The sequence below is a fragment of the Arcicella rosea genome (assembly GCF_014204325.1).
In the GTDB taxonomy this organism is placed as follows: domain Bacteria; phylum Bacteroidota; class Bacteroidia; order Cytophagales; family Spirosomataceae; genus Arcicella; species Arcicella rosea_A.
The window spans coordinates 1-21,364 of sequence record NZ_JACHKT010000034.1; the positions used below are offsets into that span (position 1 = coordinate 1).

Annotated in this window: 21 protein-coding genes; 8 read left to right on the forward strand and 13 right to left on the reverse strand. The window is 35.1% G+C overall.

Going from position 1 to position 21,364, the window contains the following annotated elements; translation table 11 throughout:
- Window positions 1-191: 191 nt before the first annotated feature.
- Entirely contained in the window at window positions 192-4,013 is a 3,822-nt protein-coding gene (gene metH, locus HNP25_RS17935; RefSeq protein WP_184136444.1) for a methionine synthase, read from the reverse strand.
- Between the two features lie 352 nt (window positions 4,014-4,365).
- Here metH and HNP25_RS17940 point away from each other — a divergent pair, with 352 nt between their 5' ends.
- Window positions 4,366-4,824 (forward strand): Lrp/AsnC family transcriptional regulator, encoded by a 459-nt coding sequence (locus tag HNP25_RS17940; protein ID WP_184136446.1) that lies wholly within the window; start codon window positions 4,366-4,368, stop codon window positions 4,822-4,824.
- A 103-nt stretch (window positions 4,825-4,927) separates the two neighbouring features.
- Here HNP25_RS17940 and HNP25_RS17945 read toward each other — a convergent pair whose 3' ends face one another.
- A complete protein-coding gene (locus HNP25_RS17945) occupies window positions 4,928-5,356 on the reverse strand; it encodes a hypothetical protein (RefSeq protein ID WP_184136448.1) in 429 nt (142 codons plus the stop codon).
- 24 nt (window positions 5,357-5,380) lie between these two features.
- Window positions 5,381-6,028: an alpha/beta hydrolase gene (locus tag HNP25_RS17950; RefSeq protein ID WP_184136451.1), complete on the reverse strand. Its 648-nt coding sequence runs from the start codon at window positions 6,026-6,028 to the stop codon at window positions 5,381-5,383.
- A gap of 110 nt (window positions 6,029-6,138) precedes the next feature.
- Between HNP25_RS17950 and HNP25_RS17955 the strand changes: the two genes are divergently transcribed.
- Window positions 6,139-6,408, forward strand: coding sequence for a hypothetical protein (locus HNP25_RS17955; protein ID WP_184136453.1), 270 nt, complete (start codon window positions 6,139-6,141; stop codon window positions 6,406-6,408).
- Between the two features lie 135 nt (window positions 6,409-6,543).
- Here the strand turns inward: HNP25_RS17955 and HNP25_RS17960 are convergent, their stop codons facing one another.
- Window positions 6,544-7,068, reverse strand: a complete 525-nt coding sequence (locus tag HNP25_RS17960; RefSeq protein ID WP_184136454.1) for a DUF7935 family protein — start codon at window positions 7,066-7,068, stop codon at window positions 6,544-6,546.
- Window positions 7,069-7,255: 187 nt separating this feature from the next.
- Between HNP25_RS17960 and HNP25_RS17965 the strand changes: the two genes are divergently transcribed.
- Both HNP25_RS17965 and HNP25_RS17970 read left to right on the forward strand, forming a co-directional pair.
- On the forward strand, window positions 7,256-7,549 hold the full coding sequence (locus tag HNP25_RS17965; protein WP_184136456.1) for a HesB/IscA family protein: 294 nt from the start codon (window positions 7,256-7,258) through the stop codon (window positions 7,547-7,549).
- A 24-nt stretch (window positions 7,550-7,573) separates the two neighbouring features.
- Complete coding sequence (locus HNP25_RS17970) at window positions 7,574-8,461, forward strand: Ppx/GppA phosphatase family protein (RefSeq protein WP_184136458.1); 888 nt, start codon at window positions 7,574-7,576, stop codon at window positions 8,459-8,461.
- A gap of 43 nt (window positions 8,462-8,504) precedes the next feature.
- Here HNP25_RS17970 and HNP25_RS17975 read toward each other — a convergent pair whose 3' ends face one another.
- Both HNP25_RS17975 and HNP25_RS17980 read right to left on the reverse strand, forming a co-directional pair.
- Window positions 8,505-9,449: an aldose 1-epimerase gene (locus HNP25_RS17975; protein WP_184136460.1), complete on the reverse strand. Its 945-nt coding sequence runs from the start codon at window positions 9,447-9,449 to the stop codon at window positions 8,505-8,507.
- Window positions 9,450-9,510: 61 nt separating this feature from the next.
- The gene (locus HNP25_RS17980) at window positions 9,511-10,284 is read right to left on the reverse strand and encodes a TIGR02757 family protein (protein ID WP_184136462.1); all 774 of its coding nucleotides are present in this window, start codon (window positions 10,282-10,284) and stop codon (window positions 9,511-9,513) included.
- A 36-nt stretch (window positions 10,285-10,320) separates the two neighbouring features.
- On the opposite strand from HNP25_RS17980, the gene HNP25_RS17985 reads away from it, so the two are divergent.
- A complete protein-coding gene (locus tag HNP25_RS17985; RefSeq protein WP_184136464.1) occupies window positions 10,321-10,458 on the forward strand; it encodes a hypothetical protein in 138 nt (45 codons plus the stop codon).
- 56 nt (window positions 10,459-10,514) lie between these two features.
- Here the strand turns inward: HNP25_RS17985 and HNP25_RS17990 are convergent, their stop codons facing one another.
- Window positions 10,515-11,453, reverse strand: a complete 939-nt coding sequence (locus HNP25_RS17990) for a septal ring lytic transglycosylase RlpA family protein (RefSeq protein ID WP_184136466.1) — start codon at window positions 11,451-11,453, stop codon at window positions 10,515-10,517.
- Window positions 11,443-12,192 carry a DUF4905 domain-containing protein gene (locus tag HNP25_RS17995; RefSeq protein ID WP_184136468.1) on the reverse strand — a complete coding sequence of 250 codons (750 nt, stop codon included), beginning with the start codon at window positions 12,190-12,192 and terminating at the stop codon, window positions 11,443-11,445. The genes HNP25_RS17990 and HNP25_RS17995 overlap by 11 nt, the downstream gene beginning before the upstream one ends.
- A gap of 91 nt (window positions 12,193-12,283) precedes the next feature.
- Between HNP25_RS17995 and kdsB the strand changes: the two genes are divergently transcribed.
- Window positions 12,284-13,057: a 3-deoxy-manno-octulosonate cytidylyltransferase gene (gene kdsB, locus HNP25_RS18000; protein ID WP_310587182.1), complete on the forward strand. Its 774-nt coding sequence runs from the start codon at window positions 12,284-12,286 to the stop codon at window positions 13,055-13,057.
- A 42-nt stretch (window positions 13,058-13,099) separates the two neighbouring features.
- On the opposite strand, the gene porX is transcribed toward kdsB, so the two are convergent.
- The 3 genes from porX to HNP25_RS18015 all read right to left on the reverse strand — a co-directional run bounded on the left by porX (window position 13,100) and on the right by HNP25_RS18015 (window position 16,495).
- A complete protein-coding gene (gene porX / locus HNP25_RS18005; RefSeq protein WP_184136470.1) occupies window positions 13,100-14,671 on the reverse strand; it encodes a T9SS response regulator signal transducer PorX in 1,572 nt (523 codons plus the stop codon).
- A gap of 101 nt (window positions 14,672-14,772) precedes the next feature.
- Window positions 14,773-15,759, reverse strand: a complete 987-nt coding sequence (locus HNP25_RS18010) for a DUF1028 domain-containing protein (protein ID WP_184136472.1) — start codon at window positions 15,757-15,759, stop codon at window positions 14,773-14,775.
- A 52-nt stretch (window positions 15,760-15,811) separates the two neighbouring features.
- Window positions 15,812-16,495 (reverse strand): cell division ATP-binding protein FtsE, encoded by a 684-nt coding sequence (locus HNP25_RS18015; protein WP_184136474.1) that lies wholly within the window; start codon window positions 16,493-16,495, stop codon window positions 15,812-15,814.
- A gap of 363 nt (window positions 16,496-16,858) precedes the next feature.
- Between HNP25_RS18015 and HNP25_RS18020 the strand changes: the two genes are divergently transcribed.
- The gene (locus tag HNP25_RS18020; protein WP_184136476.1) at window positions 16,859-19,276 is read left to right on the forward strand and encodes a TonB-dependent receptor; all 2,418 of its coding nucleotides are present in this window, start codon (window positions 16,859-16,861) and stop codon (window positions 19,274-19,276) included.
- Here HNP25_RS18020 and HNP25_RS18025 read toward each other — a convergent pair.
- Entirely contained in the window at window positions 19,273-19,449 is a 177-nt protein-coding gene (locus HNP25_RS18025; protein ID WP_184136478.1) for a hypothetical protein, read from the reverse strand. The genes HNP25_RS18020 and HNP25_RS18025 overlap by 4 nt on opposite strands.
- A gap of 32 nt (window positions 19,450-19,481) precedes the next feature.
- Entirely contained in the window at window positions 19,482-20,138 is a 657-nt protein-coding gene (fsa, locus tag HNP25_RS18030) for a fructose-6-phosphate aldolase (RefSeq protein WP_184136480.1), read from the reverse strand.
- A gap of 466 nt (window positions 20,139-20,604) precedes the next feature.
- On the opposite strand from fsa, the gene HNP25_RS18035 reads away from it, so the two are divergent.
- Window positions 20,605-21,336, forward strand: a complete 732-nt coding sequence (locus HNP25_RS18035) for a tetratricopeptide repeat protein (protein ID WP_184136482.1) — start codon at window positions 20,605-20,607, stop codon at window positions 21,334-21,336.
- Window positions 21,337-21,364 lie beyond the last annotated feature (28 nt).

A 21,364-nucleotide genomic window follows, 5' to 3' on the forward strand; every position in this document is an offset into this window, starting at 1 on the left:
AGTAAATCACCTCAAATAAAATGAAAAATCCACCCAGAATATGAGTGGATTTTATTATGAATGAATATTGAAAAACAATTTTCAAGGAAAGCCTATCTTATCTTTTTATAAAAAAAACAGCCCTATTAACATTGTGTTTGGAGGGCTGTTTCTATTTTATCTACAATGTTCAGGATGGAATCCCGAAGTACTTAATCATAATTTAAGACTGGTGCTAACCATCTTTCGGTATCTTCTAAGCTCATGTTTTTTCTTTGAGCGTAATCTACTACTTGGTCTTTGGCTATTTTTCCTAATCCAAAATATTTACTATCTGGATGCGAGAAATACCAACCACTTACTGAACTCGCTGGATACATCGCAAAGCTTTCGGTAAGGATAATGCCTAATTTTTCTTCTGCTTGTAATAATTCAAATAAAGTAGCTTTTTCGGTATGGTCTGGACAGGCTGGATAACCCGGTGCTGGACGAATACCATCGTACTTTTCCGAAATCAAATCTTCAGTACTTAAATTTCCTTCTTTTGAATATCCCCAGAATTCTTTACGAGTACGCTCGTGCATCAATTCTGCAAATGCCTCAGCCAAACGGTCGGCAAGGGCTTTTACCATGATAGAATTATAATCGTCGTGGTCACGGTCGTACTTTTCAATTAAAGCTTCGATACCAATCCCAGCAGTAACGGCAAATGCTCCGATATAATCTTGTTCGCCAGTTGTTACTGGAGCAATAAAATCGCTTAAACAAAGGTTGGGCAAATGCGAAGCTTTTTGTCCTTGCTGACGAAGATTATGAAGTACTTTTTGGCTTTCTTCATTTTTTGTCACACGATATTCTGTATGAGCATGAACGCCATGTTTTTCACAAGGAATTTCTCTGATTACTTCTTCAAAATCTGACAAAATTATATCGTCTTCATTTGAATTAGCAGGATAAAAACCTACTACCGCACGAGCTGTCAATAATTTATTATCAATGATTTCTTTCAATAAAGCCTGTGCATCATTGAATAATTTACGAGCCTCCGCTCCTACTATTTCATTATCAAAAATCTTAGGATATTTTCCAGACAATTGCCAAGTAGAGAAAAAGGGAGTCCAGTCAATGTATTTGGCAATTTCTGCTAAATCATAATTATCAAAGTAACGATTTCCTAAGAAAGTAGGCTTTTTAGCTTTGAAATTAGTCCAATCAATTTTGTCTTTATTCAACCTTGCCTTTTCAATTGGCACATAGTTTTTATCTTTTTGACGACTCGCATGATCAGTTCTCATTTGAGCGTACTGAGCTTTAATTTCGTCAAAAATCTCTTGATTGGTTTGCTCACTTTGCATCAATCTACCAGCCACAGGCACACTTTTAGAAGCATCCAATACATGAATTACTGGCCCAGAATAATGTGGATCTATTTTTACCGCCGTATGAATTCTTGAAGTTGTTGCTCCGCCAATCAACAAAGGCAATTTGAAACCTTGACGTTCCATTTCTTTGGCAACACCCACCATTTCATCCAACGAAGGCGTAATCAAACCCGAAAGTCCGATAATATCTACATTATGCTTTCTGGCTTCATCTAAAATTTTGGCAGTTGGCACCATTACGCCCAAATCAATGATTTCGTAATTATTACAACCCAACACAACGCCCACAATATTTTTACCAATATCATGCACATCACCTTTTACAGTTGCCAATAAAATTTTACCTGCCGAAGAGCTTTCCCCTACTTGCTTTTCTGCTTCAATATAAGGCAACAAGTACGCAACGGCCTTTTTCATCACACGAGCAGATTTTACTACTTGTGGCAAGAACATTTTTCCTTCACCGAACAAATCACCAACTACATTCATACCGTCCATTAATGGCCCTTCGATTACGTGTAATGGTTTCGCTACTTGTTGACGAGCCTCTTCAACGTCTTGGTCGATAAATTCAGTTAAACCTTTTATTAAGGCGTGTTCCAAACGTTTTGATACAGGTAAATCTCTCCAAGCATTGTCTATTACTTGTTCTTTCCCTTTTGATTTTACTGTTTCTGCAAAAGTTACCAAACGTTCAGTTGCATCATCTCTACGATTCATCAATACATCTTCGCAAAGCTCCAACATATCTTTTGGAATATCGTCATAAACACCCAATTGACCCGCATTAACGATTCCCATGTCCATTCCAGCTTTGATGGCGTGATACAAAAAGACAGTGTGCATTGCTTCACGAACTGGCTCATTTCCACGGAATGAGAAAGAAATATTTGAAACGCCACCCGATACTTTAGCGAATGGAAGGTTTTCTTTAATCCAACGAGTAGCATTAATAAAGTCAACCGCATAATTATTATGTTCTTCCAAACCTGTGGCTACTGTAAGGATGTTGGGGTCAAAAATGATGTCTTCCGCTGGGAAGCCTACTTCGTCCACCAAAATATCATACGCACGTTTACAAATTTCGATACGTCTTTCATAAGAATCCGCCTGACCTTGTTCGTCAAAAGCCATTACTACTGCCGAAGCACCGTAGCGTTTTACTTTCTCTGCTGATTCTCTGAATTTTGCTTCTCCTTCTTTTAATGAAATTGAGTTAACGATAGATTTCCCCTGAACACATTTCAAACCTGCTTCGATTACTTCCCATTTCGAGGAGTCAATCATAATGGGCAATTTGGCAATGTCTGGTTCAGCCATCAATAAATTCAAGAAGGTTTTCATGGCTTCAACGCCATCAATCATTCCTTCGTCCAAGTTTACGTCGATTACTTGCGCACCACCATCTACTTGTTCACGGGCTACGGCAATGGCATCGTCGTATTTACCTTCACGTACCAGACGAGCAAATTTCTTTGAACCTGTTACATTACAACGCTCGCCAATGTTGACAAACATGGTATCTTCCTTAATCACCAAAGGTTCTAAACCAGAAATAATTTGGTCATTATTCGCTTCGGGCAATTGGCGAGGAGGATATTTTACCGCTACTTCGGCAATGGCTTTGATGTGGGCTGGCGTAGTTCCGCAACACCCACCAATGATATTCATAAAACCGTGTTGAAGAAAATCTTCTACAATCACAGCCATTTCAGCAGGTGATTGGTCGTACTCTCCCATTTCATTTGGCAAACCTGCATTGGGGTGAGCCGACACCATAAATGGAGCTTTCTCTGCCAAAATTTGTACATAAGGACGCATCAAATCTGCTCCTAAAGCACAGTTCAAACCGACAGAAAGTAAATCAATATGCGAAACGGAAGCCAAAAAAGCCTCAGTAGTTTGTCCAGATAAAGTACGTCCAGAAGCATCCGTAATTGTTCCAGAAACCATCACAGGGATTTTGGTAGTTGGACTGGCTAATGCGGCTTTTGGATTATTTTGTTTGGGGATAGAAGTACTTTGTAGCGGACGAATTGTTCCGTTTTTCTTATCTGATTGATACAAATCAATCGCATACAAAGCAGCTTTGGCATTCAATGTATCGAAAATGGTTTCAACCAATAATACATCTGCACCGCCATCTACTAAGCCTTGGATTTGTTCGTAATAGGCATCTACCAATTCGTCAAAAGTAACAGCACGATAACCAGGGTCATTTACATCTGGTGAAAGCGATAAAGTACGATTGGTTGGACCAATTGAACCTGCTACGAAACGAGGTTTGTTAGGATTTTTAGCGGTATATAAATCTGCTACTTCACGGGCAATTTTTGCGGATTCGTAGTTTAATTCATAGACATAATCCTCCATGTGATAATCCGCCATAGCGATTGATGTTCCCGAAAAAGTATTAGTTTCGGCAATATCTGCTCCTGCTTCAAAGTATTTCGCATGGATTTCTTTGATTACTTCTGGCTTTGTAATAGAAAGCATATCGTTATTTCCCTTTACTTCATGCGGGAAATCACGAAATTTTTCACCTCTGTAATCGGCATCACTTAATTTATACTCTTGAATCAATGAACCCATCGCTCCGTCAAGAACAAGGATTCTGTTTTTCAAGATTTCTCTAATGTTAGGATTATTCATATTTTTTTAGCTGGGAGCTGTCAGCTATGAGCTTTGAGCTTTTTTGACTTATTAATCTTTTCTTTCAGTAACACCTTATCTATTTCACCGTTTACTATAATATCCTTTATTCGATGAACTTAAAACCATATGTTTAGAATCAATCGGCAAAATTACTTGTGTTGAATCAAATAACATAAATTAACTACAAAGTTATCCCAAAAAGATAATTCATTTGCTTTATTAAATCAAATTGGATATTATTTCTTCTTTTAAATAGTGAATCGGATAAAATTTATTAAATTCAAAGCTTTATTTAAAAGAATAGGGATAATTTATCTCAGTAAATACTTAAACCACAAAACACATCAACATGAAACTAGACTCAACAGATCGAGAAATCTTAAAACATCTACAGGAAGATGCGCATCTGACTACCAAAGAATTATCGGGAAGACTTAATTTATCACCTACTCCCGTTTATGAACGTGTGCGAAGACTTGAAAAAGAAGGCGTTATTAAAGGTTATGTAGCCTTGGTAAATCGTGAGAAAATTGAAAAAGATTTAATGGTATTTTGTAGCATTCGTTTGAAAGAACATGCCCAAGAAGCAGGTGCAAAATTTGTTAAGGAAATTGTTCAGCTAGATGAAGTACAAGAATGTTATAATATTTCAGGCGATTATGATTTTATGCTCAAAATTATAGTACATGACATGCGTGAGTATCAAGGTTTCTTAATGAACAAATTAGCTTCTTTAGAAAACATTGGCAGTACGCATAGCATTTTTGTGATGTCAGAAATTAAGGCGGAGACAAAATTGAAGATTTAAGTTTGATGAATGATTTAGCCTAATTAACCTCAACCCGTAGCGGTAATTCTTTATTGTTGTCGAATTGGAAATAATAAATCCGATTCGACAACCACAAGCAAACTTAAAATATCCAACTAAACATTGTTCTTAATCCTATAAAAAGAGCCACTATTAATATAACAAGGATGATTTTAAGTAAAGATGTTAATAACTTGTCTGATATAGTGGTTTTATATTCTACTTTAGGTTTTAATGTCTGCTTCTCTTTTACTAACTCAATATATTGGAGGTATGTATCGGCATTTTCATAAATCCAATTTTCGTAATAATCGAGATGTATTATTTTATTCTTATTATTTTCAATAATTTTATTACTTTCAAGAGAAGCCTTTAGCAATTCCAAAGCAAATAATTCTAAGCCCTCTTTATTGGCTTTTATAAAACTTTCATCAGAACCACCACCATATTGAAAAATCCCCCAAATGGCTTGCTTCTTCAATTCAGTTTCATCAAACTTATTGATTATATTTTGAAGTTCTTCTTCTGTCATTTCTTTATCTTTTTGGAATAAAATTTACTCATAATCGAGTAGATTTCTTATTACTTTCGTTAACTCTTCTGCCTTATTCAATGTCATTAAATGTCCTCCTCCATTTACTTCTATATCACTTTTCACTAAACAATATGGTAGAATTCTATCTGCCGTGCCGTGAATATGTTTTAAGTTTTTGTGTACTGTATCGTTCTTCCAATTTACGATTTTATCAATTGCCCATGTTAAAAAGACTTCATCGGTATCCAGCATGATACTTGCCAGTATTTCTTTATCTTCCTTATCACTTGTACCGAAAAGCCAATTACTGAAAAAATTAGGAGTTTTAAGTACGACTGTTGGAATGAGTCGATGAAGTTTAAGCATTCCAGCAAAGCGATAGTAAAATGGGATTTCTTGTTGAGTTTTAGCAGAAGCAATGATAATGATTTTTTCAGTATCAATCAGCTTTGCAACTTCTGTAGCCATCATTCCACCAAATGAAAGTCCTATTAAAATTGGATTATTAGTTTTGATTTGTTCTGTCAGACGAAGTGCATAAGTTTCAATAGTTTCATTTGAATTTGGAATAACCCAATGAATAAAAGTGACATCAAAACCTGAAAAATCCAGCTTCTTGAAAACTCTTTCATCTGCTCCAAGTCCACTAAAAATATAAATACTTTTCATTGATTTTTATTGATAAAAACATAAAAAAGAAGCACCACAATACTTTATTGGCAATCCTTTACGGTTGCCATAATTAAAAATAATACTTTCAATTCGGCAACCGAAAGAGATTGCCATTACTTTCTTTTTTACAGATTATTCAACTAATCTATCATGAAAATAATCAAAAAGAATATAAGCTTCCGCATTTAGTATTGGAGCATCCGCAAAAAGAATATAAGCTTCCGCATTTAGTATTAGAGCATCCGCAATTAGAATATAGGCTTACGCATTTGGTATTAGAGCATCCGCAATTAGAATATAGGCTTACGCATTTAGTATTAGAGCAACCGCTAAGAGAATATAAGCATCCGCATTTAGTATTAGAGTATCCGCAATAAGAATATAGGCTTCCGCATTTAGTATTGGAGCAACCCCTTAGAGAATATAAGCACCTTCTCGGAGAATATTAGCACTTACTCGCTATCCTCATGCCTTCAATTGGTGTCATGACATGAGATTTTTTCATCCAAAAACTACATAAAAGTATCTCTCATTTCTTGCTTGATGAATTTAAGGGCATCGTCGGATGGTGCGATATTTTTACTGATGGCTACCTCCAAAATTCGTTTTGATAATTCTAGTGCTGGGGCTTCTGGCACTAAATCTTTTGTCGATAAATTTATCAAGGCTACCGTTTCGTTCATGGCGTTTTTGATGTTCAGCCAAGCCTCGTCGCTCATATACACCTGTTGTGAAAGATTATGCGAAAACTCTTCTCTAATTTCTGCCAACATCAATTGCTGAAATTCTGCCACGGTGGCTACTCGTCCAGAAAGACGAATTAATAAGTTGTTCGGCGAGATTCTTTCTAAAAACAAAGCCATTCTTTCGTAAGCCTGCAAGCGAATAGGCAACAATGTTTTGGTAGTTTCAGCCTTAATATTTAATTCTTTTTCTACTATTTCTTTTCGAATAAAAGAACTGACTGTTAGGTACATAGCCCATAAAACTAATCCTGCTGGGAGTAAAACCTTTATTAAATCGGCAACTAATTCCATGATGTTGGGGTTTATTATTCACGATAATCTTTCAAAAATAAGTAATTTTGCCCACAGAAAAAGCCCTTTACTATTAGAATCAGTGTAAAGGTTGATGAAATTGAGTGAATATAGATTTGTTTGATGCTTGAAAACAGATAGACAAATCATTTTATCAGCAGGCACTCCATCAATAATAACAAAAACCATGAATCCAACTTCAATCATTCCCATCAGTATTACCGATATTGCCAAGCAAGAAGTAACTAAGGCTTTGAGCATTAAAGGGATTCCCGAAAATTACTTTCTGAGAGTAGGTTTGCGTGGTGGAGCTTGCAGTGCCACTTATTTAATTGGCTTTGATAAAATGGGTGAACACGACGAATTATACGAAATAGATGAATTGAAAGTAATCATCGACAAGCGCCATTTGATGTATTTAATAAATATAGAGCTTGATTTTGAGGAGGAAGGAAATGGCTTTACCTTTAACAAATTATAGAAATATCATACAACAATATTATTCATGAAAATTGCCGCAATAGACATCGGCTCGAACGCCGCCAGAATGCAAATCTCCAGAGTACTGGAAAACGATGGTAAAATAAGTTTTAAGAAAGTAGAGTACGTTCGTTTTGCTTTGCGTTTGGGACACGATGTTTTTAATGACGGAGAAATCAGCCCAGAATCTGAGGTAAGAATTTTTAAGTTATTAAACGCTTACAAGCTTTTATTAGATTTACACGAAGTAAAAGATTATATGATTTGTGCCACTTCTGCCATGCGTGAAGCAGGCAATGCCGAAGCGGTGATTACTCGTATCCATAAAATTCTGGATATGAAAATCAACATCATCGAAGGAGCAAAAGAAGCTGAATTAATCAATGATGTAGTGGTTCAGGCTTTAGACGATGCCAATTATTTGCATATTGATGTAGGTGGTGGTTCGACTGAGTTAAATATTTATTCTGAAAGAAAGAAAATTGCTTCTAAATCTTTTAAAATCGGTTCTGTTCGTTTGTTGGAACACAAGGAAAAAGAAGGAGATTGGGAGAAAATGAAGCGTTGGATAGAAAGTAATATTGATGTTACAACGGCTAAAATTACTGCGGTAGGAACTGGAGGAAACATTAGTAAATTATTCAATATTTCACCGAATCATCAAGATGCAAGTTCTATTAGTTTTGATGAATTAGTTCGTTTGAAAGATTATGTAGCATCATTTACGTATGAAGAGCGAATTAACAGATTAAGATTAAACGCTGACCGTGCGGATGTAATCGTTCCTGCGGCATCAATCTATCTCGCTGCCATGGAATGGGCTGGAGCAGAAAGTATTTTAGTCCCTGATTTAGGGTTGAAAGATGGAATTATTCAGATGGTGTATGAAAAAATTCAACATCGTAAGAAGTAATAAAAATAAAGGGAAGAGCAAATAAATGTTCTTCCCTTTAATTTTACGATAAAGTAACTCCACAACTTACTTGGTACGTCTCTCCTGCTGCTAAAGTCAGTAATCCGTCTCCAGAATTAAAGGCATTTGTATTGCCTGTCATTGGTTCAATTGCCACACAGTCACGACTTGGTGGTACATAAACAACCATAAACGAGAATTGTCCTTGTTGTGCTTCTTGCCACAAAGTAATTGCTACATCTTGTTGGGTAGACGACAAAACAGCTTTTACTTTATCAGCTGGTTTTATGTTAAAAACAGCATCTAAGTTTTGTTCTTTTAATAAAACTCCTTCACTAAAATCAACCAGTTTTTTCTCAACAGAAATCATTTGGTCGTCGGGAAGAGATTGTTCCGTTGCAGGAAAATCAATTCGCCAATCTTTTACATTTTCTCCTTCAATTTTGAAATAGGGATGCCAACCCAAAACAATTGGCATAGACTGATTTCCAGTATTTTTGACAGTGTAAGTCAGGCTAAAACCATCATCTGTCGAGAGCGTATTGCTAATATCCAACACAAAAGGAAAAGGATAACCGAAGTAATTCCCTTTAAATTCATAGCGAAGTATTAGAATTGCCTTTGTTTCAGTTGATGTTTCCTCAATCACTTCAAAATTAGTAAAAGCCACAAAACCATGAAGAGCATTGTTTAGTGCGACTTCGTTGATTGGTAATTGATAGGAGTTTCCTTCAAAAGAGTATTTCCCATCTCTCACTCGATTTCCCCATGGAAATAAATGTGCAGACGGATAAGCAGCCATCTGTTGAAGAAATTGCTCGTCGCTATCAGCACAAGCAATGATGTTGAACAATTTTTCATTTTTCTGGAAAACCATTTTGCGAATAATTCCACCTAATTCGGGTAGAATATTAACGGTCTCACCAGTTGTTGGATTCGATAAAACGTATTCAGTAAAACGTCCGAATGTTTCTTTAGTAATTTTCATGTTGGATAATATAGCTATTTAAAAAATTCAGTTAAAAAAACTCCAATTGCGTAGCTAACTACTACATCTCTCCTTCCACACCTAAGCCGAATAAGGCAAAATCATATTTCACGGGGTCGTTGGCATCGAGTAGTTTTAGGTTTTCTGTTAGTTCCACAGCCATTTGCCAATCGGGTTTAGGTCTTTCTATTAAGCCTAGCTTTCGGGCTACTCTTTCTACGTGTACATCACAAGGACATACCAATCGAGACATGGGGATATTATTCCAAATACCAAAATCTACTCCATGATTATCTTTGCGAACCATCCAACGCAAAAACATATTCAAGCGTTTGCAGGAAGAATTTCTGCTTGGCGTTGCCACATGCTTTCTGGTTCTTTCTGGGTAATCTTCCAAGCTGAAAAAAGCTTCATGAAAAAACATTAGATTTAGCTTAACATTGGTTTCGCCAGCTGTAAGATTTTCAGCTAAAAAAGCATCTTCTAAAGATTCATGTTTTTGATAAAACTCTCTAAACCAAGCGATAAAGTAAAGTGTATCTGTAGCATTAAAAGTTCGATGTTTGAAAGAAAGAAAGGCTTTTAAATCGGAATCTTGATGATTCATGATAAAATCATGTGGACTTCCATCCATCAAAGTAATTAATTCTTTACATTTATTGATAATAGTTTTTCTTTGTCCCCAAGCCAAAATAGAAGCCCAAAAACCCATGATTTCAATATCTTCTTTCTTGGTAAAAAGATGTGGAATAGAAATTGGGTCGTTCGGAATAAAATTGGGTTGATTGTACTGTAAATACTTTTCTGCTAATAAATCAGCGACGTAATTAGTCATTATTGAAGAGATAAAGACAAAATACTCGGCATTATTATGATGAATAATACCGAGTATTTTTATTTAATTTTTGAAGCAACAAATGCGATAAGTTTTGAAGGAATTGAAAAAATCCAAACTAGCACTGTATATAAAAAAGCAAAAGTTGCGATGGCTGGAAATGCCAATGTGTAAAGAACATTAAACACGATATGCCCAAAAGTGATTTGTCTTTTATTGCGTCGCATTATTTATGGGGTCATATAGTTTAATTCTGTTCTAATTCTTTTCTCAGTTGGGTTCAATTTTTCAAAAGCTCTTGGCGATAATTTGATGATTACTTTATCGCTTCCAATATCAGGTAATTTTCCAACTACTTTTACCCAAATGCTCTGTCCGTTAGCGATATTCTTCACATTCACTAAAGTTCCTACACCCGCAGAGCGGTGAAGTGCTAAATATTTTCCTGAATTATCTTCCACATCAATCAACTCAGCTAAACCTGTTTCAATCGTTCTTCTGTATCCTGATGCTGTTCTTACCACTTCTGAAGAGGTTTTTACATCATTTGGTACAGGTTCTTCAGTTTTAGATGCTACTTTTGGCTGTTCAGAAATTGTTACTGGTCTGTAAGGTTCTCTATTTACATCCGCCGGCCTAGTTGGCACATCAGTATTTGAATATCTTTTACGTTCGTATTCTCTAGCGTCTATGATAAGTACCTGTCCCGCTGTTAATTGATCATTGGTCAAATTATTCCATCTTCTCAAATCAGCAATTGGTACTTTGTATTTACTTGAAATACCATATAAACCTTGTCCTTGTTCAACAGTATGTGTTGCTGGTCTTGAAGGTTCGGGGGGCAGTATAGCTGTTGAGTTACTTGTATATTTTGATGGAGTAGTACGAACGACCTTATTATAAGGTACTTTCACGATTTGACCGATATTCACATTATCAGAAATTCCAGGATTGGCTACTCTGAATTCAGACATTGAACTTCCATATTTTCTCAAAATAGAATACAATGTTTGCCTAGGTTCTACTTTATGAATTACGTATGTTTTACCTTCTTCTTTACGTACTGTAACTGAATCTAGGCTTATTTCTTTGGCAAAAGATGCTGTATATGTTGCTGACAAAAGAAAGACAGAGACAATCTTAGCAACGGACTTAGTGTTATATTTCATATCCGATGAGTTGATTTTGATTTTTAACATATAGTAAAGTGGCAGATTTCATAGAAAAGGTGTCTATTCCTATTCCCTCGCTCTCTGCGATGAAATCATGTAGTAGAATTTTTTTTTCTTTATTGGTTACCAACAAATAATTTTGGAATTGTTTTCCTCTGTAAATATAGTAAGAAATTACAATTTTGTCATTGACTTCCAGATAATCTACCCCATTTTGAGCCTCAATATTTATTAAATGGTATAAGAATTTAAAAATTGTTGGAAAATGTGGACTTGAATCAGGATAATGCCTCACAAAATGCTGATTTTGTTCAGGAACAAAGGTTTGAAATGGTTTCACTCCAATTTCAAGCGATTGATAAATAGGTAAATTACTTTCATCTAACTGGTAAAGCACTAATATATTGCCATCGCAACTAAAAAAAATCCAGTCTTCAATTCTTTGTTCAATCTCGCAAGTGATAATATTTATCAGGATTACTCCCAGAGGTTCAGGCTTTTGCTGATCTGAATATTTATGTAAGACTAAATGATTGCCAAAAATTCCGACTAAACCCAACCACCAAGATTTTTCTGGACGATAATCTTTCCATAATACTTCACCTGTTTTTAAATTCAATGCAGAAAAGCTTACTTGTCGGCTAGATTCATCTCTTACTTCCAAAACCATTTTATCTTCATAAAAGACAGTATTCCAAATTTTTCCAGCGAAAGTCTCCTCTATTTTTTTTAGCATAAATTTTATTGTTATTTTACATTTTAATTTGAATCTCCGATTACAAGTTTAAACATATATTTTTGCAATCTCATCCTAATCCAGTTTATCAGTGTTAAAAATATTAGGCATTATTCCTGCTCGCTACGCTTCCACTCGTTTTCCCGGAAAACCATTAGTGGACATCAATGGTAAAACCATGATTCAACGTGTGTATGAACAAGCGTCAAAATCTAACTTACTTGCCAAAGTAGTTGTTGCTACAGATGATGAAAGAATTTTTGAACACGTAAAAAGTTTTGGTGGCGAAGTTGTCATGACTTCCTCAAAACATCCAAGCGGAACCGACCGTTGTTTCGAGGCTTTGCAAATCGTTTCTAAATTGGAACGTAGAAAAGAGGGAAAAGAATTCCAACGATACAATTATGTTATCAATATTCAAGGCGATGAACCTTTCATTCAGCCTAAACAAATCGACATTTTAGTGCAATGCCTGACGGCAAAAACAGAATTGGCAACTTTAATAAAACGCATCGAAGACGAAGCTACTTTGTTCAATCCCAATACGCCAAAAGTAATTTTCAATAATTATAACGAAGCTATTTATTTTACTCGTCAAACGATTCCATATTTAAGAGGCATCGAAAAAGACAAGTGGTTGAATGCCCATGATTACTTCAAACACATTGGAATTTATGCTTACAGAGTTGATATTTTGAATAAAATCACAAAATTACCGATTGCTTTGTTAGAGAAAGTAGAATCTTTGGAGCAATTGAGATGGCTTGCTAATGGTTTTAAAATCAAAGTTGCCATCACGCCTTATGATAGTTTTGGAATTGATATTCCTGAAGATTTAATAGAAGCACAAAGGATTACTTCTTAAAGAAAAAAGCTGTGATAATTTCACAGCTTTTTTCTTTTTTAGCTACTTCGCCGTTAGATACACAAATGGAATAATACATTCCTCTAACGAAATGCCACCATGCTGAAAAGTATTTCTATAATGACTGACGTAATGATTGTAATTGTTTGGATACGCAAAGAAGTAATCTTCTTTCGTGAAAACATAAGTAGTCGAAACATTTACTTTAGGTAAGAAAAAACGCTCTGGTTTTCTGCAAACTAATAAATGGTTTTCATCGTCCCAATTTAAGTTTCTTCCTTGTTTATAACGCAAATTAGTATTTACAGAACGGTCACCTACAATTTTCACTGGATTCTGAACACGAATCATTCCGTGGTCGGTTGTGATAATTAATCTTCCTTTTTTATCAGAAATCTTTTTGAGTAAATCAAACAAAGGTGAATGCGTAAACCAACTAGCCGTTAAACTTCTATAACCAGATTCATCAGGTGCTAATTCTTTAATCATTGCCATATCTGTTCTGGCATGAGAAAGCATATCCACAAAGTTATAAACCACCACATTTAGGTGATTTTGTGTCAACTTCGAGAAATTTTCTACCAAACTTTTCCCTTGATTATTATGAATAATTTTATGGTAAGAAGATTTTACAGGAAAAGGCATTCTACTCTTACGAATTTGTTCTTGAAAGAAAAACTCTTCGTGTTGATTAAAACCTTCTTCATCTTCGCTATCGCCAATATCTTGCACCCAATGTTTTGGATATTGTTTTTCAATTTCAGAAGGCATCAAACCTGAGAAAATTGCATTACGTGCATAAGCCGTTGTGGTAGGCAAAATAGAATAATAAGTAGATTCTTCTTCAACAGAAAAGTAATCTTGAATCAAACCTTCTAATACTTTCCACTGGTCGAAACGCAAGTTATCAATCAAAACAAAGAAGAGCGGAGAATCTTCTTTCAATAAAGGAAATACTTTTTTTCTCATCAATTGATGCGATAAAACTGGATTATTCCCTTTTGGTTCGTTCAACCAATTTTCATAGTTTTCAGAGATAAATCTTGAGAAATTAGCGTTAGCCTCAGACTTCTGCATATTCATTACTTCTGCCATCGATTTGTTTTCAGTTCTGTCGATTTCCAATTCCCAGAAAAGTAATTTTTTATATACATCCGCCCATTCTGCATGATCCATCTTGTCTTGATAACGCATCCCTAGTTGACGGAACTCTTGCTGGTATGAAAGATTTGTTTTTTCTTCCTCCAATCTTTTCTTATCTAATATTTTCTTTACTGCAAGAAGTATCTGATTGGGATTCAATGGTTTAATTAAATAATCGGCAATTTTAGAGCCAATTGCCTCTTCCATAATATCCTCTTCCTCCGACTTAGTAATCATCACAACTGGCAAGTTAGGCTTCAATTGTTTAATCTTAGGAAGTACTTCTAGCCCTGTCATTCCAGGCATATTTTCATCCAAAAAAACTACATCAAATTTCTTTTTTTCAACTTCCTCTAAAGCATCCGCACCAGAATTTACAGGCGTTACATCGTACCCTTTTTGGGTCAAAAACATAATATATGGTTTAAGCAAATCGATTTCATCGTCTGCCCATAGAATTGAATATTGCATAATAAAATGGATTGTTTTCAAATACTGATTTCAGTACTGTTCACTTAAAATGGAAAATACAGCGTTTTATTGCTGCATTTTTTGTTAATTTTAGTTAAAAATTATCTCGTTAATTCTTTAAAATCCAAGTCCGAAACTTGTAATAATCCTGCTTTTGGCAAGCGTTTGGTCATTTCTCGCCAATTGGGTTCTTTCAAATAAATCTTGTGAAGTATCTCCGAAGCCTTGATAATACTTTTATTGTTTGCCATCGTGATGGCTGTCCAGTATTGCATTTCTAAATTATTAGGAAAAAGTTTCATGGCTGCGTTGTACTCATCCATGGCTTTTTTCATATTATTTGTTTCGGTGGCTAAATCACCAGCATCCATGTGGTTGTAGGCTCTTTTAATTTTCAACAATCTGGCTAATTCAACTAAAGGTGCTTGGTGGTCGTCAACCCGCAAATCTACCAAATGGTCATCATCCCAAGGCTTATTGGTTGAAGTACCTTTAACGACTAACAAAGCGGCCGATTGTTTTCCTCTGATATCGCCTCCGACCGCTTGTCCAGCTTCTAAGGCTTTTAAAACTCTTTCTGCTAAAGGTAATCTCCAATTTTCTTCAAAAGCTTTAGCCATAGCAGCTGGTACTTTATTATTCAACATCATATTACTCTGTACCGAGTAATTTGCTCCTTTGATGTGTCCAGCAAAATCTACACAATTTTTACCCGTATGCACTGCAACGTTTCCTTTAGCATCAATAATTCCTACTTGACGCACCTCTTTTCCGCCATCATTGGACAGTAAAATGTCCATTGTTTCTTGGGCTGTTTTGCCATTTTTCATTAATGCCAAACCTCTTACTCCAAATGATTTATTGACAAAACTCTGTGTAGCGACTACGCCAACACCAGCTTGTCCCCATGAAACTGCTGTTCCTACACTGAACCAATGACTTTGTACTCCAACAGCCATTTCTCCAGTTTTAGTATCACGAGCTACAATTGAAAATGTATGTGCAAAAGGCTCTGAGTTTTTAGAAAATTGAGCGAAAGTATTACTCGTAAAATAAAGAAACGTTATAAATGCTAATGCTTTTTTCATAGGTTGAAAATTATTAACTGCGATATTTTTCGACAAAATACTTCTAAATAATTTATACTTGAGGCTGTTCCTTCACATATCCATTTTCACATTTCAGAATACGGGCAGGAAATTTACGAATCATATCAAAATCATGTGTGGCCATTAAAATTGCCGTACCAGCTTTGTTGATTTCATGGAAAAGCTCAATAATTTGTCCTGATACTTCTGGGTCAAGATTTCCAGTGGGTTCATCAGCAAAGAGTATTTGCGGTTCGTTTAATAAAGCTCTGGCAATTACTACTCTTTGTTGTTCACCACCCGAAAGTTGATGGGGCATTTTATCACGAGAGGTTGACATGCCTACTTGCATGAGTACTTCTGCTACTCTAGCTTTCATTCTGGCACTATCTGTCCAGCCCGTTGCTTCCAAAACCCACATCAGATTTTCTTGCACATTTCTATCCATAAACAACTGAAAGTCTTGAAAAACCACCCCAATTTTTCGACGAAGAAAAGGACGTTCAGCAGCCTTCATTGTTTCAATCGTAAATCCAGCCACTTTCGCTTTTCCTTGTTGAAGCCAAAGATCAGCATACAATGTTTTTAGCAACGAACTTTTTCCACTTCCTGTTCTTCCTATCAAAAAAACAAATTCACCTTTATTAATACTAAAGTTAACGTCGTTTAAAACAATTCGCTCGTTTTGATATATAAATGCACTCTGAATGACAACTACGGGTTCTGATGTAAACATTTTTTGCTTGATATGTTATTTTTTCAAATATACTGACAAATTGATTAGAATAAATATTTTTTGTGCTTAGTCCGCTAATTTACGCTAAAACGAACGATAAATTATCGTCAGAATTCCTGCTAAAAAATTCCCTCAATAACATTTCAAAATACTTTCCTTGTAATATTACCACAGAGGAATATACTTCAACTTTCTTCTCAGGAATATTTAAAATTCATTAACTAACTGATTTACAAAGCTATTTGTCCTATCATTCATTGTGAAAAATAAAAAAAACTTTTATTTTATGGGAGCTAATTAATTTTTATGCCTTACATTTGAACAATTTTTAGACTTATCTAAACTATTAATTAGAATCACAAAATGAGAAACTTTTTCAAACCAATACTTTATTGCATTATTTGTTGTTTTAGTTTGACTAAATCCTTCGGGCAGAATATCATTTCAGGAAAAGTATTACTGAATGAAACCAACGAAGCGATTATTGGAGCGAACATTTATATTCCTGAGTTACGAACTGGAACAAGTACAGATGTGAATGGTTTTTATCAAATTAAAAACTTACCAAAAGGTGAATTTACGCTACAAGTAAGCTATGTTTCTTTGAAGACTATCACTAAAAAAGTAAGTGTAAAAAACGCAACAAAGCAAGATTTTGAAATGGAAAATTCCGCTACTTCGCTAGAAGAAGTAGTAATAACTGGAGCAGGCATCAAAACGTTGGTCAAAGAAAGTCCAGTGCCAATCGCTGCACTTTCAAGAACACAATGGTTACAAAGTACTTCAACTAATTTAGTAGATGCGATTGTGAAATTGCCAGGCGTTTCACAAATCATGACTGGTCCAACACTTTCTAAACCGATTATTCGTGGTTTGGGCTTCAATAGAGTAATCACTGTTCATGATGGCGTTCGCCAAGAAGATAATCAATGGGGCGAAGAACACAGTTTGCACATTGACGAATTTTCTATTGAACGTTATGAAATTATTCGTGGTGCGGGTTCACTCATGTATGGTTCTGATGGCTTGGGTGGCGTAATTTCTGTGATTTCGCCAACACCGACAGAATCTGAGAAAATTAATGGAAGTGTTTTGTATAATTATCAAACGAACAATGGCTTACATGGATTTTCGGCAAATCTGGGGGGTAATAAAAACGGTTTTGTTTGGACAAGTAGATTTAGTCATAAAAATGCGGGCAATTATCAAAACGCTTTCGATGGTTTAGTGAATGGTTCAAAATTTCAGGAACTTAACTACTCAGGAATGATTGGTTTAAACAAAAAATGGGGCTTTTCAAGAATCTACTTTTCAAAATTTGGACAAGATATTAATATCATTGATGGCTTGAGAGATGCAGAAGGACATTTTACAAAACAAGTTTTACTGGACGGACAAAGTAAGACATTAAGAGTAACTGAGCAAGAATTAAAAAATCCTTCCATCAATCCTTCAAACTCACAATCTTTGAGTAATTATAAAGTATCGTGGAACAACTTTTTAATGTTGGGAAAAAGTTCTTTGAGCTTGAATTTAGCTTATTCACAAAATCACAGAAGAGAATACGGCAATGTTTTAAAACCTTTTGAAGCCGATTTATACTTCTATTTGCAAACACTTTATTATGATGCAAGATTTAACTTTCCAGAAAAAAATAATCTTGAAGTTACAATCGGAACAAACGGAATGGCACAAACGATGAATAATCGTGGTAATGAAACCTTGTATCCAAATTTTAATTTATTCGATAATGGAGTATTTGTGTTTTCAAAAAAGAAATTCAATCAATTAATCATGAGTGGCGGATTAAGATTTGACATTCGTCAATTAGATATTCATAAATTATACATTGATTCCGAAGGAAAATTCCAAACACAACCATCAACGAATACGAGCGAACGTTTTGCTGGTTTCAACAAAACATTTCAAAATGCTACAGGAAGTTTTGGAGCAGTTTATAAAATCAATGATTTACTTTCAGTAAAAACGAACATTGCCCGTGGGTTTAGAGCGCCATCCGTGCCAGAAATTTCATCCAATGGCGAACACGCAGGTACTTTCCGTTACGAAATCGGAAATATTAATCAACAATCTGAAGTATCGTTACAAAATGATTTCGGCTTTACTTTTGAAAATAGTTCGCTTTACATTGATGTAAATTTGTTCAGCAATCGTATCAATCATTATACTTTTTCAGAACGTGTACAGAATATTTCAGGAAAAGATTCTATCATTAATGACGTACCTGTTTTTCGTTATCAACAAGGCAATGCCAGACTTTTGGGCTTGGAAGCTGTAGTTACTTATAATCCTGCTTCTGCACGTTGGTTTAGTTTTACACAAAGTTTTTCTTCTGTAAATGGCGTAAACCTTTCTGCGAAAAACGATTCAGCGAAGTACTTGCCTTTTATGCCTCCGCCAAGATGGTTGAGCAACGTTAAACTGACAAAAAATACTTTGGGAAATCATCTGAGAAACACTTATTTTTCTGTTGAATTGGAACATAATCAGCAACAAAACAATGCACTTTTGGCATATAATACGGAAACAAAAACGCCTGCTTATTCATTGGTCAATATTGGAACTGGTGCTACGATTACAAATTTGAAAAAGAAAGCTTTATTTTCTGTTTATCTAAATGTCAATAATTTATTAGATAATACTTATCAAAGTCACCAAAGTAGATTGAAGTATTTGGATGTGAACCAGACAACGGGCAGACAAGGCGTTTATAACATGGGAAGAAACATCAGTGTGAAAGTACTTGTACCGATTAATTAGTTTTTAGCTTTCAGATGTCGGTCATCGGATTTCGGATGTTGGTTTTCAGTTTTCAAAGAATTTTCTAACAAGACCGAAAGACCGACATCCAAAAGCCAATAAAAAAGCTCTTCAGACTTTAGTGTTTGAAGAGCTTTTTTATTATTTATTATTCCAAGACTAAATGCTGACATCTGAAAGCTGATTGCTCACAGCCGATAGCTAACTAAGCATTCGTTTTAGCGTGGTCAGCCAAGAATTTAGCCAAACCGCTATCCGTTAATGGATGGTTCAATAATGCTAACATAGCAGAAAGTGGACCAGTCATAACGTCAGAACCAACTTCAGCACATCTAATAATATGAATTGGGTTACGCACCGAAGCCGCTAAGATTTCAGTATCAAAACCATAGTTATCATAAATAGTACGAATTTGCTCGATTAATTGGATACCGTCGAATGAAATATCATCTAAACGACCAATGAACGGAGAAACGTAAGAAGCTCCCGCTTTAGCCGCTAACAAAGCTTGACCAGCAGAGAAAATCAGCGTACAATTAGTTTTAATTCCTTTTTCTGAGAAATACTTTAATGCTTTTACTCCGTCTTTAATCATCGGAATTTTAACAACAATTTTCTCATCTAATTCTGCTAATTCTTCTCCTTCACGAATCATTCCTTCAAAATCAGTAGCAATTACTTCCGCAGAAACATCTCCCTCAACGATATCACAAATTGCTTTGTAATGTTTAAGAACGTTGTTTTTACCGCTGATACCTTCTTTAGCCATTAAAGATGGATTGGTTGTTACACCATCTAATACACCTAAATCCTGTGCTTCTTGGATTTCTTTGAGATTGGCTGTGTCAATAAAAAATTTCATGATGATTTGTTTTTTGAGAAATATATTAGTTAAACGCTAATTAAAAACGAAAGTAAATTCAAGGAATAAAGCTTAATACTGATTCTTTGTAAATACTGTTTACAAAATTATAAAAAGCATTTGAGAAAGCAGACATTTTTCTGAAAAATTATAACAGTATAGAACAGTTATTTTTTCTATTAATCTAAAAATAAATTTAAGTTATTTTTTTGAAGCTTGATGAAGTAATGGGATGGTCATAAAACAAAAAAAGGCAAATTCACCGCTACAACCTGCCTACCCTTGCTTCGGTCAAGACCTGGGGGATTCGGAGGGAGCTGGTAATTTGCCTCCACAAAGATGGCAGGTTTTGTTGTTTTTTCAAAACCTTCACCGCAACTTTGAGGAAAGTTTTCTATTAAAAATCAGTCAAAACATACTGATTATAACGTTGACCTTTTGATTTACAGTTAATTAACATACTATTATGACATTCAAAAATATTTTAAAAAAAATTTCATTTTCGCTTTATTTAGCTTCTTTTCCCATTCTTTTAGTGAATTGCACGGGTTCGTCTGATGCTTTTTTAGAAAAAGCGAAAGAACAATTGAAACAAGGAAAAGCCAGAGAAGCCATCGAATACTTGAATCAAGCCATCGATAAAGACCCGAATAATGCCAAAGCTTTCAATATGCGTGGTGCAGCCAATTTTGAGTTGAAAGATTTCACAACGGCATTATTAGATTATGAACAAGCCATTAAATTAGACCCAAACAATTACCAACCTTACTTCAACAGGGCTTCGGTAAAAATGGAAAAATCGGATTGGGAAGGTGCTTTTCAAGATTGTTCTAAAGCAATTACAATTCAGCCAGACACTGCTGAATTATATGTAAAAAGAGGTATTATCTTGGCTGCTTTACAAAAATCTGAGGAAGCCATTGTAGATTTCGACAAAGCAATTCAATTAAATCCAAAAGAAGTAAATGCTTTGTATAATCGTGGCAATATTTACTTTCAATTTGGTGAATTTGATAAATCTTTAGCCGACTTTACGGCGGCAGTGAAAGCAGATAACAAATTTGCCAAAGCATATTATGGTTTGGGAATTGTTCAACAAAAAAGAGGACAGTCGGACGATAGTTGTTTAAGTTTCAAAATGGCAAATCGTTTGGGTTATCCAGATGCGAAATTGGCGATAGATTCTTTTTGTAAGTAATTTACTACTTTAGAGAATGGCTTCAAAT

Excerpts from the sequence above, each read along its gene's own strand:
- HNP25_RS18010 (WP_184136472.1), bottom strand. The coding sequence starts at position 15,759 with ATGAAAAAAGCATTAGCATTTATAACGTTTCTTTATTTTACGAGTAAT.
- HNP25_RS18020 (WP_184136476.1), top strand. The coding sequence starts at position 16,859 with ATGAGAAACTTTTTCAAACCAATACTTTATTGCATTATTTGTTGTTTT.
- HNP25_RS17975 (WP_184136460.1), bottom strand. The coding sequence starts at position 9,449 with ATGAAAATTACTAAAGAAACATTCGGACGTTTTACTGAATACGTTTTA.
- HNP25_RS17970 (WP_184136458.1), top strand. The coding sequence starts at position 7,574 with ATGAAAATTGCCGCAATAGACATCGGCTCGAACGCCGCCAGAATGCAA.
- HNP25_RS17950 (WP_184136451.1), bottom strand. The coding sequence starts at position 6,028 with ATGAAAAGTATTTATATTTTTAGTGGACTTGGAGCAGATGAAAGAGTT.
- HNP25_RS17980 (WP_184136462.1), bottom strand. The coding sequence starts at position 10,284 with ATGACTAATTACGTCGCTGATTTATTAGCAGAAAAGTATTTACAGTAC.
- HNP25_RS17940 (WP_184136446.1), top strand. The coding sequence starts at position 4,366 with ATGAAACTAGACTCAACAGATCGAGAAATCTTAAAACATCTACAGGAA.
- HNP25_RS17995 (WP_184136468.1), bottom strand. The coding sequence starts at position 12,192 with ATGCTAAAAAAAATAGAGGAGACTTTCGCTGGAAAAATTTGGAATACT.
- HNP25_RS18025 (WP_184136478.1), bottom strand. The coding sequence starts at position 19,449 with ATGTCAGCATTTAGTCTTGGAATAATAAATAATAAAAAAGCTCTTCAA.
- HNP25_RS17960 (WP_184136454.1), bottom strand. The coding sequence starts at position 7,068 with ATGGAATTAGTTGCCGATTTAATAAAGGTTTTACTCCCAGCAGGATTA.
- fsa (WP_184136480.1), bottom strand. The coding sequence starts at position 20,138 with ATGAAATTTTTTATTGACACAGCCAATCTCAAAGAAATCCAAGAAGCA.
- HNP25_RS17990 (WP_184136466.1), bottom strand. The coding sequence starts at position 11,453 with ATGAAATATAACACTAAGTCCGTTGCTAAGATTGTCTCTGTCTTTCTT.
- HNP25_RS18035 (WP_184136482.1), top strand. The coding sequence starts at position 20,605 with ATGACATTCAAAAATATTTTAAAAAAAATTTCATTTTCGCTTTATTTA.
- HNP25_RS17945 (WP_184136448.1), bottom strand. The coding sequence starts at position 5,356 with ATGACAGAAGAAGAACTTCAAAATATAATCAATAAGTTTGATGAAACT.
- HNP25_RS18015 (WP_184136474.1), bottom strand. The coding sequence starts at position 16,495 with ATGTTTACATCAGAACCCGTAGTTGTCATTCAGAGTGCATTTATATAT.
- porX (WP_184136470.1), bottom strand. The coding sequence starts at position 14,671 with ATGCAATATTCAATTCTATGGGCAGACGATGAAATCGATTTGCTTAAA.
- HNP25_RS17965 (WP_184136456.1), top strand. The coding sequence starts at position 7,256 with ATGAATCCAACTTCAATCATTCCCATCAGTATTACCGATATTGCCAAG.
- metH (WP_184136444.1), bottom strand. The coding sequence starts at position 4,013 with ATGAATAATCCTAACATTAGAGAAATCTTGAAAAACAGAATCCTTGTT.
- HNP25_RS17985 (WP_184136464.1), top strand. The coding sequence starts at position 10,321 with ATGATGAATAATACCGAGTATTTTTATTTAATTTTTGAAGCAACAAAT.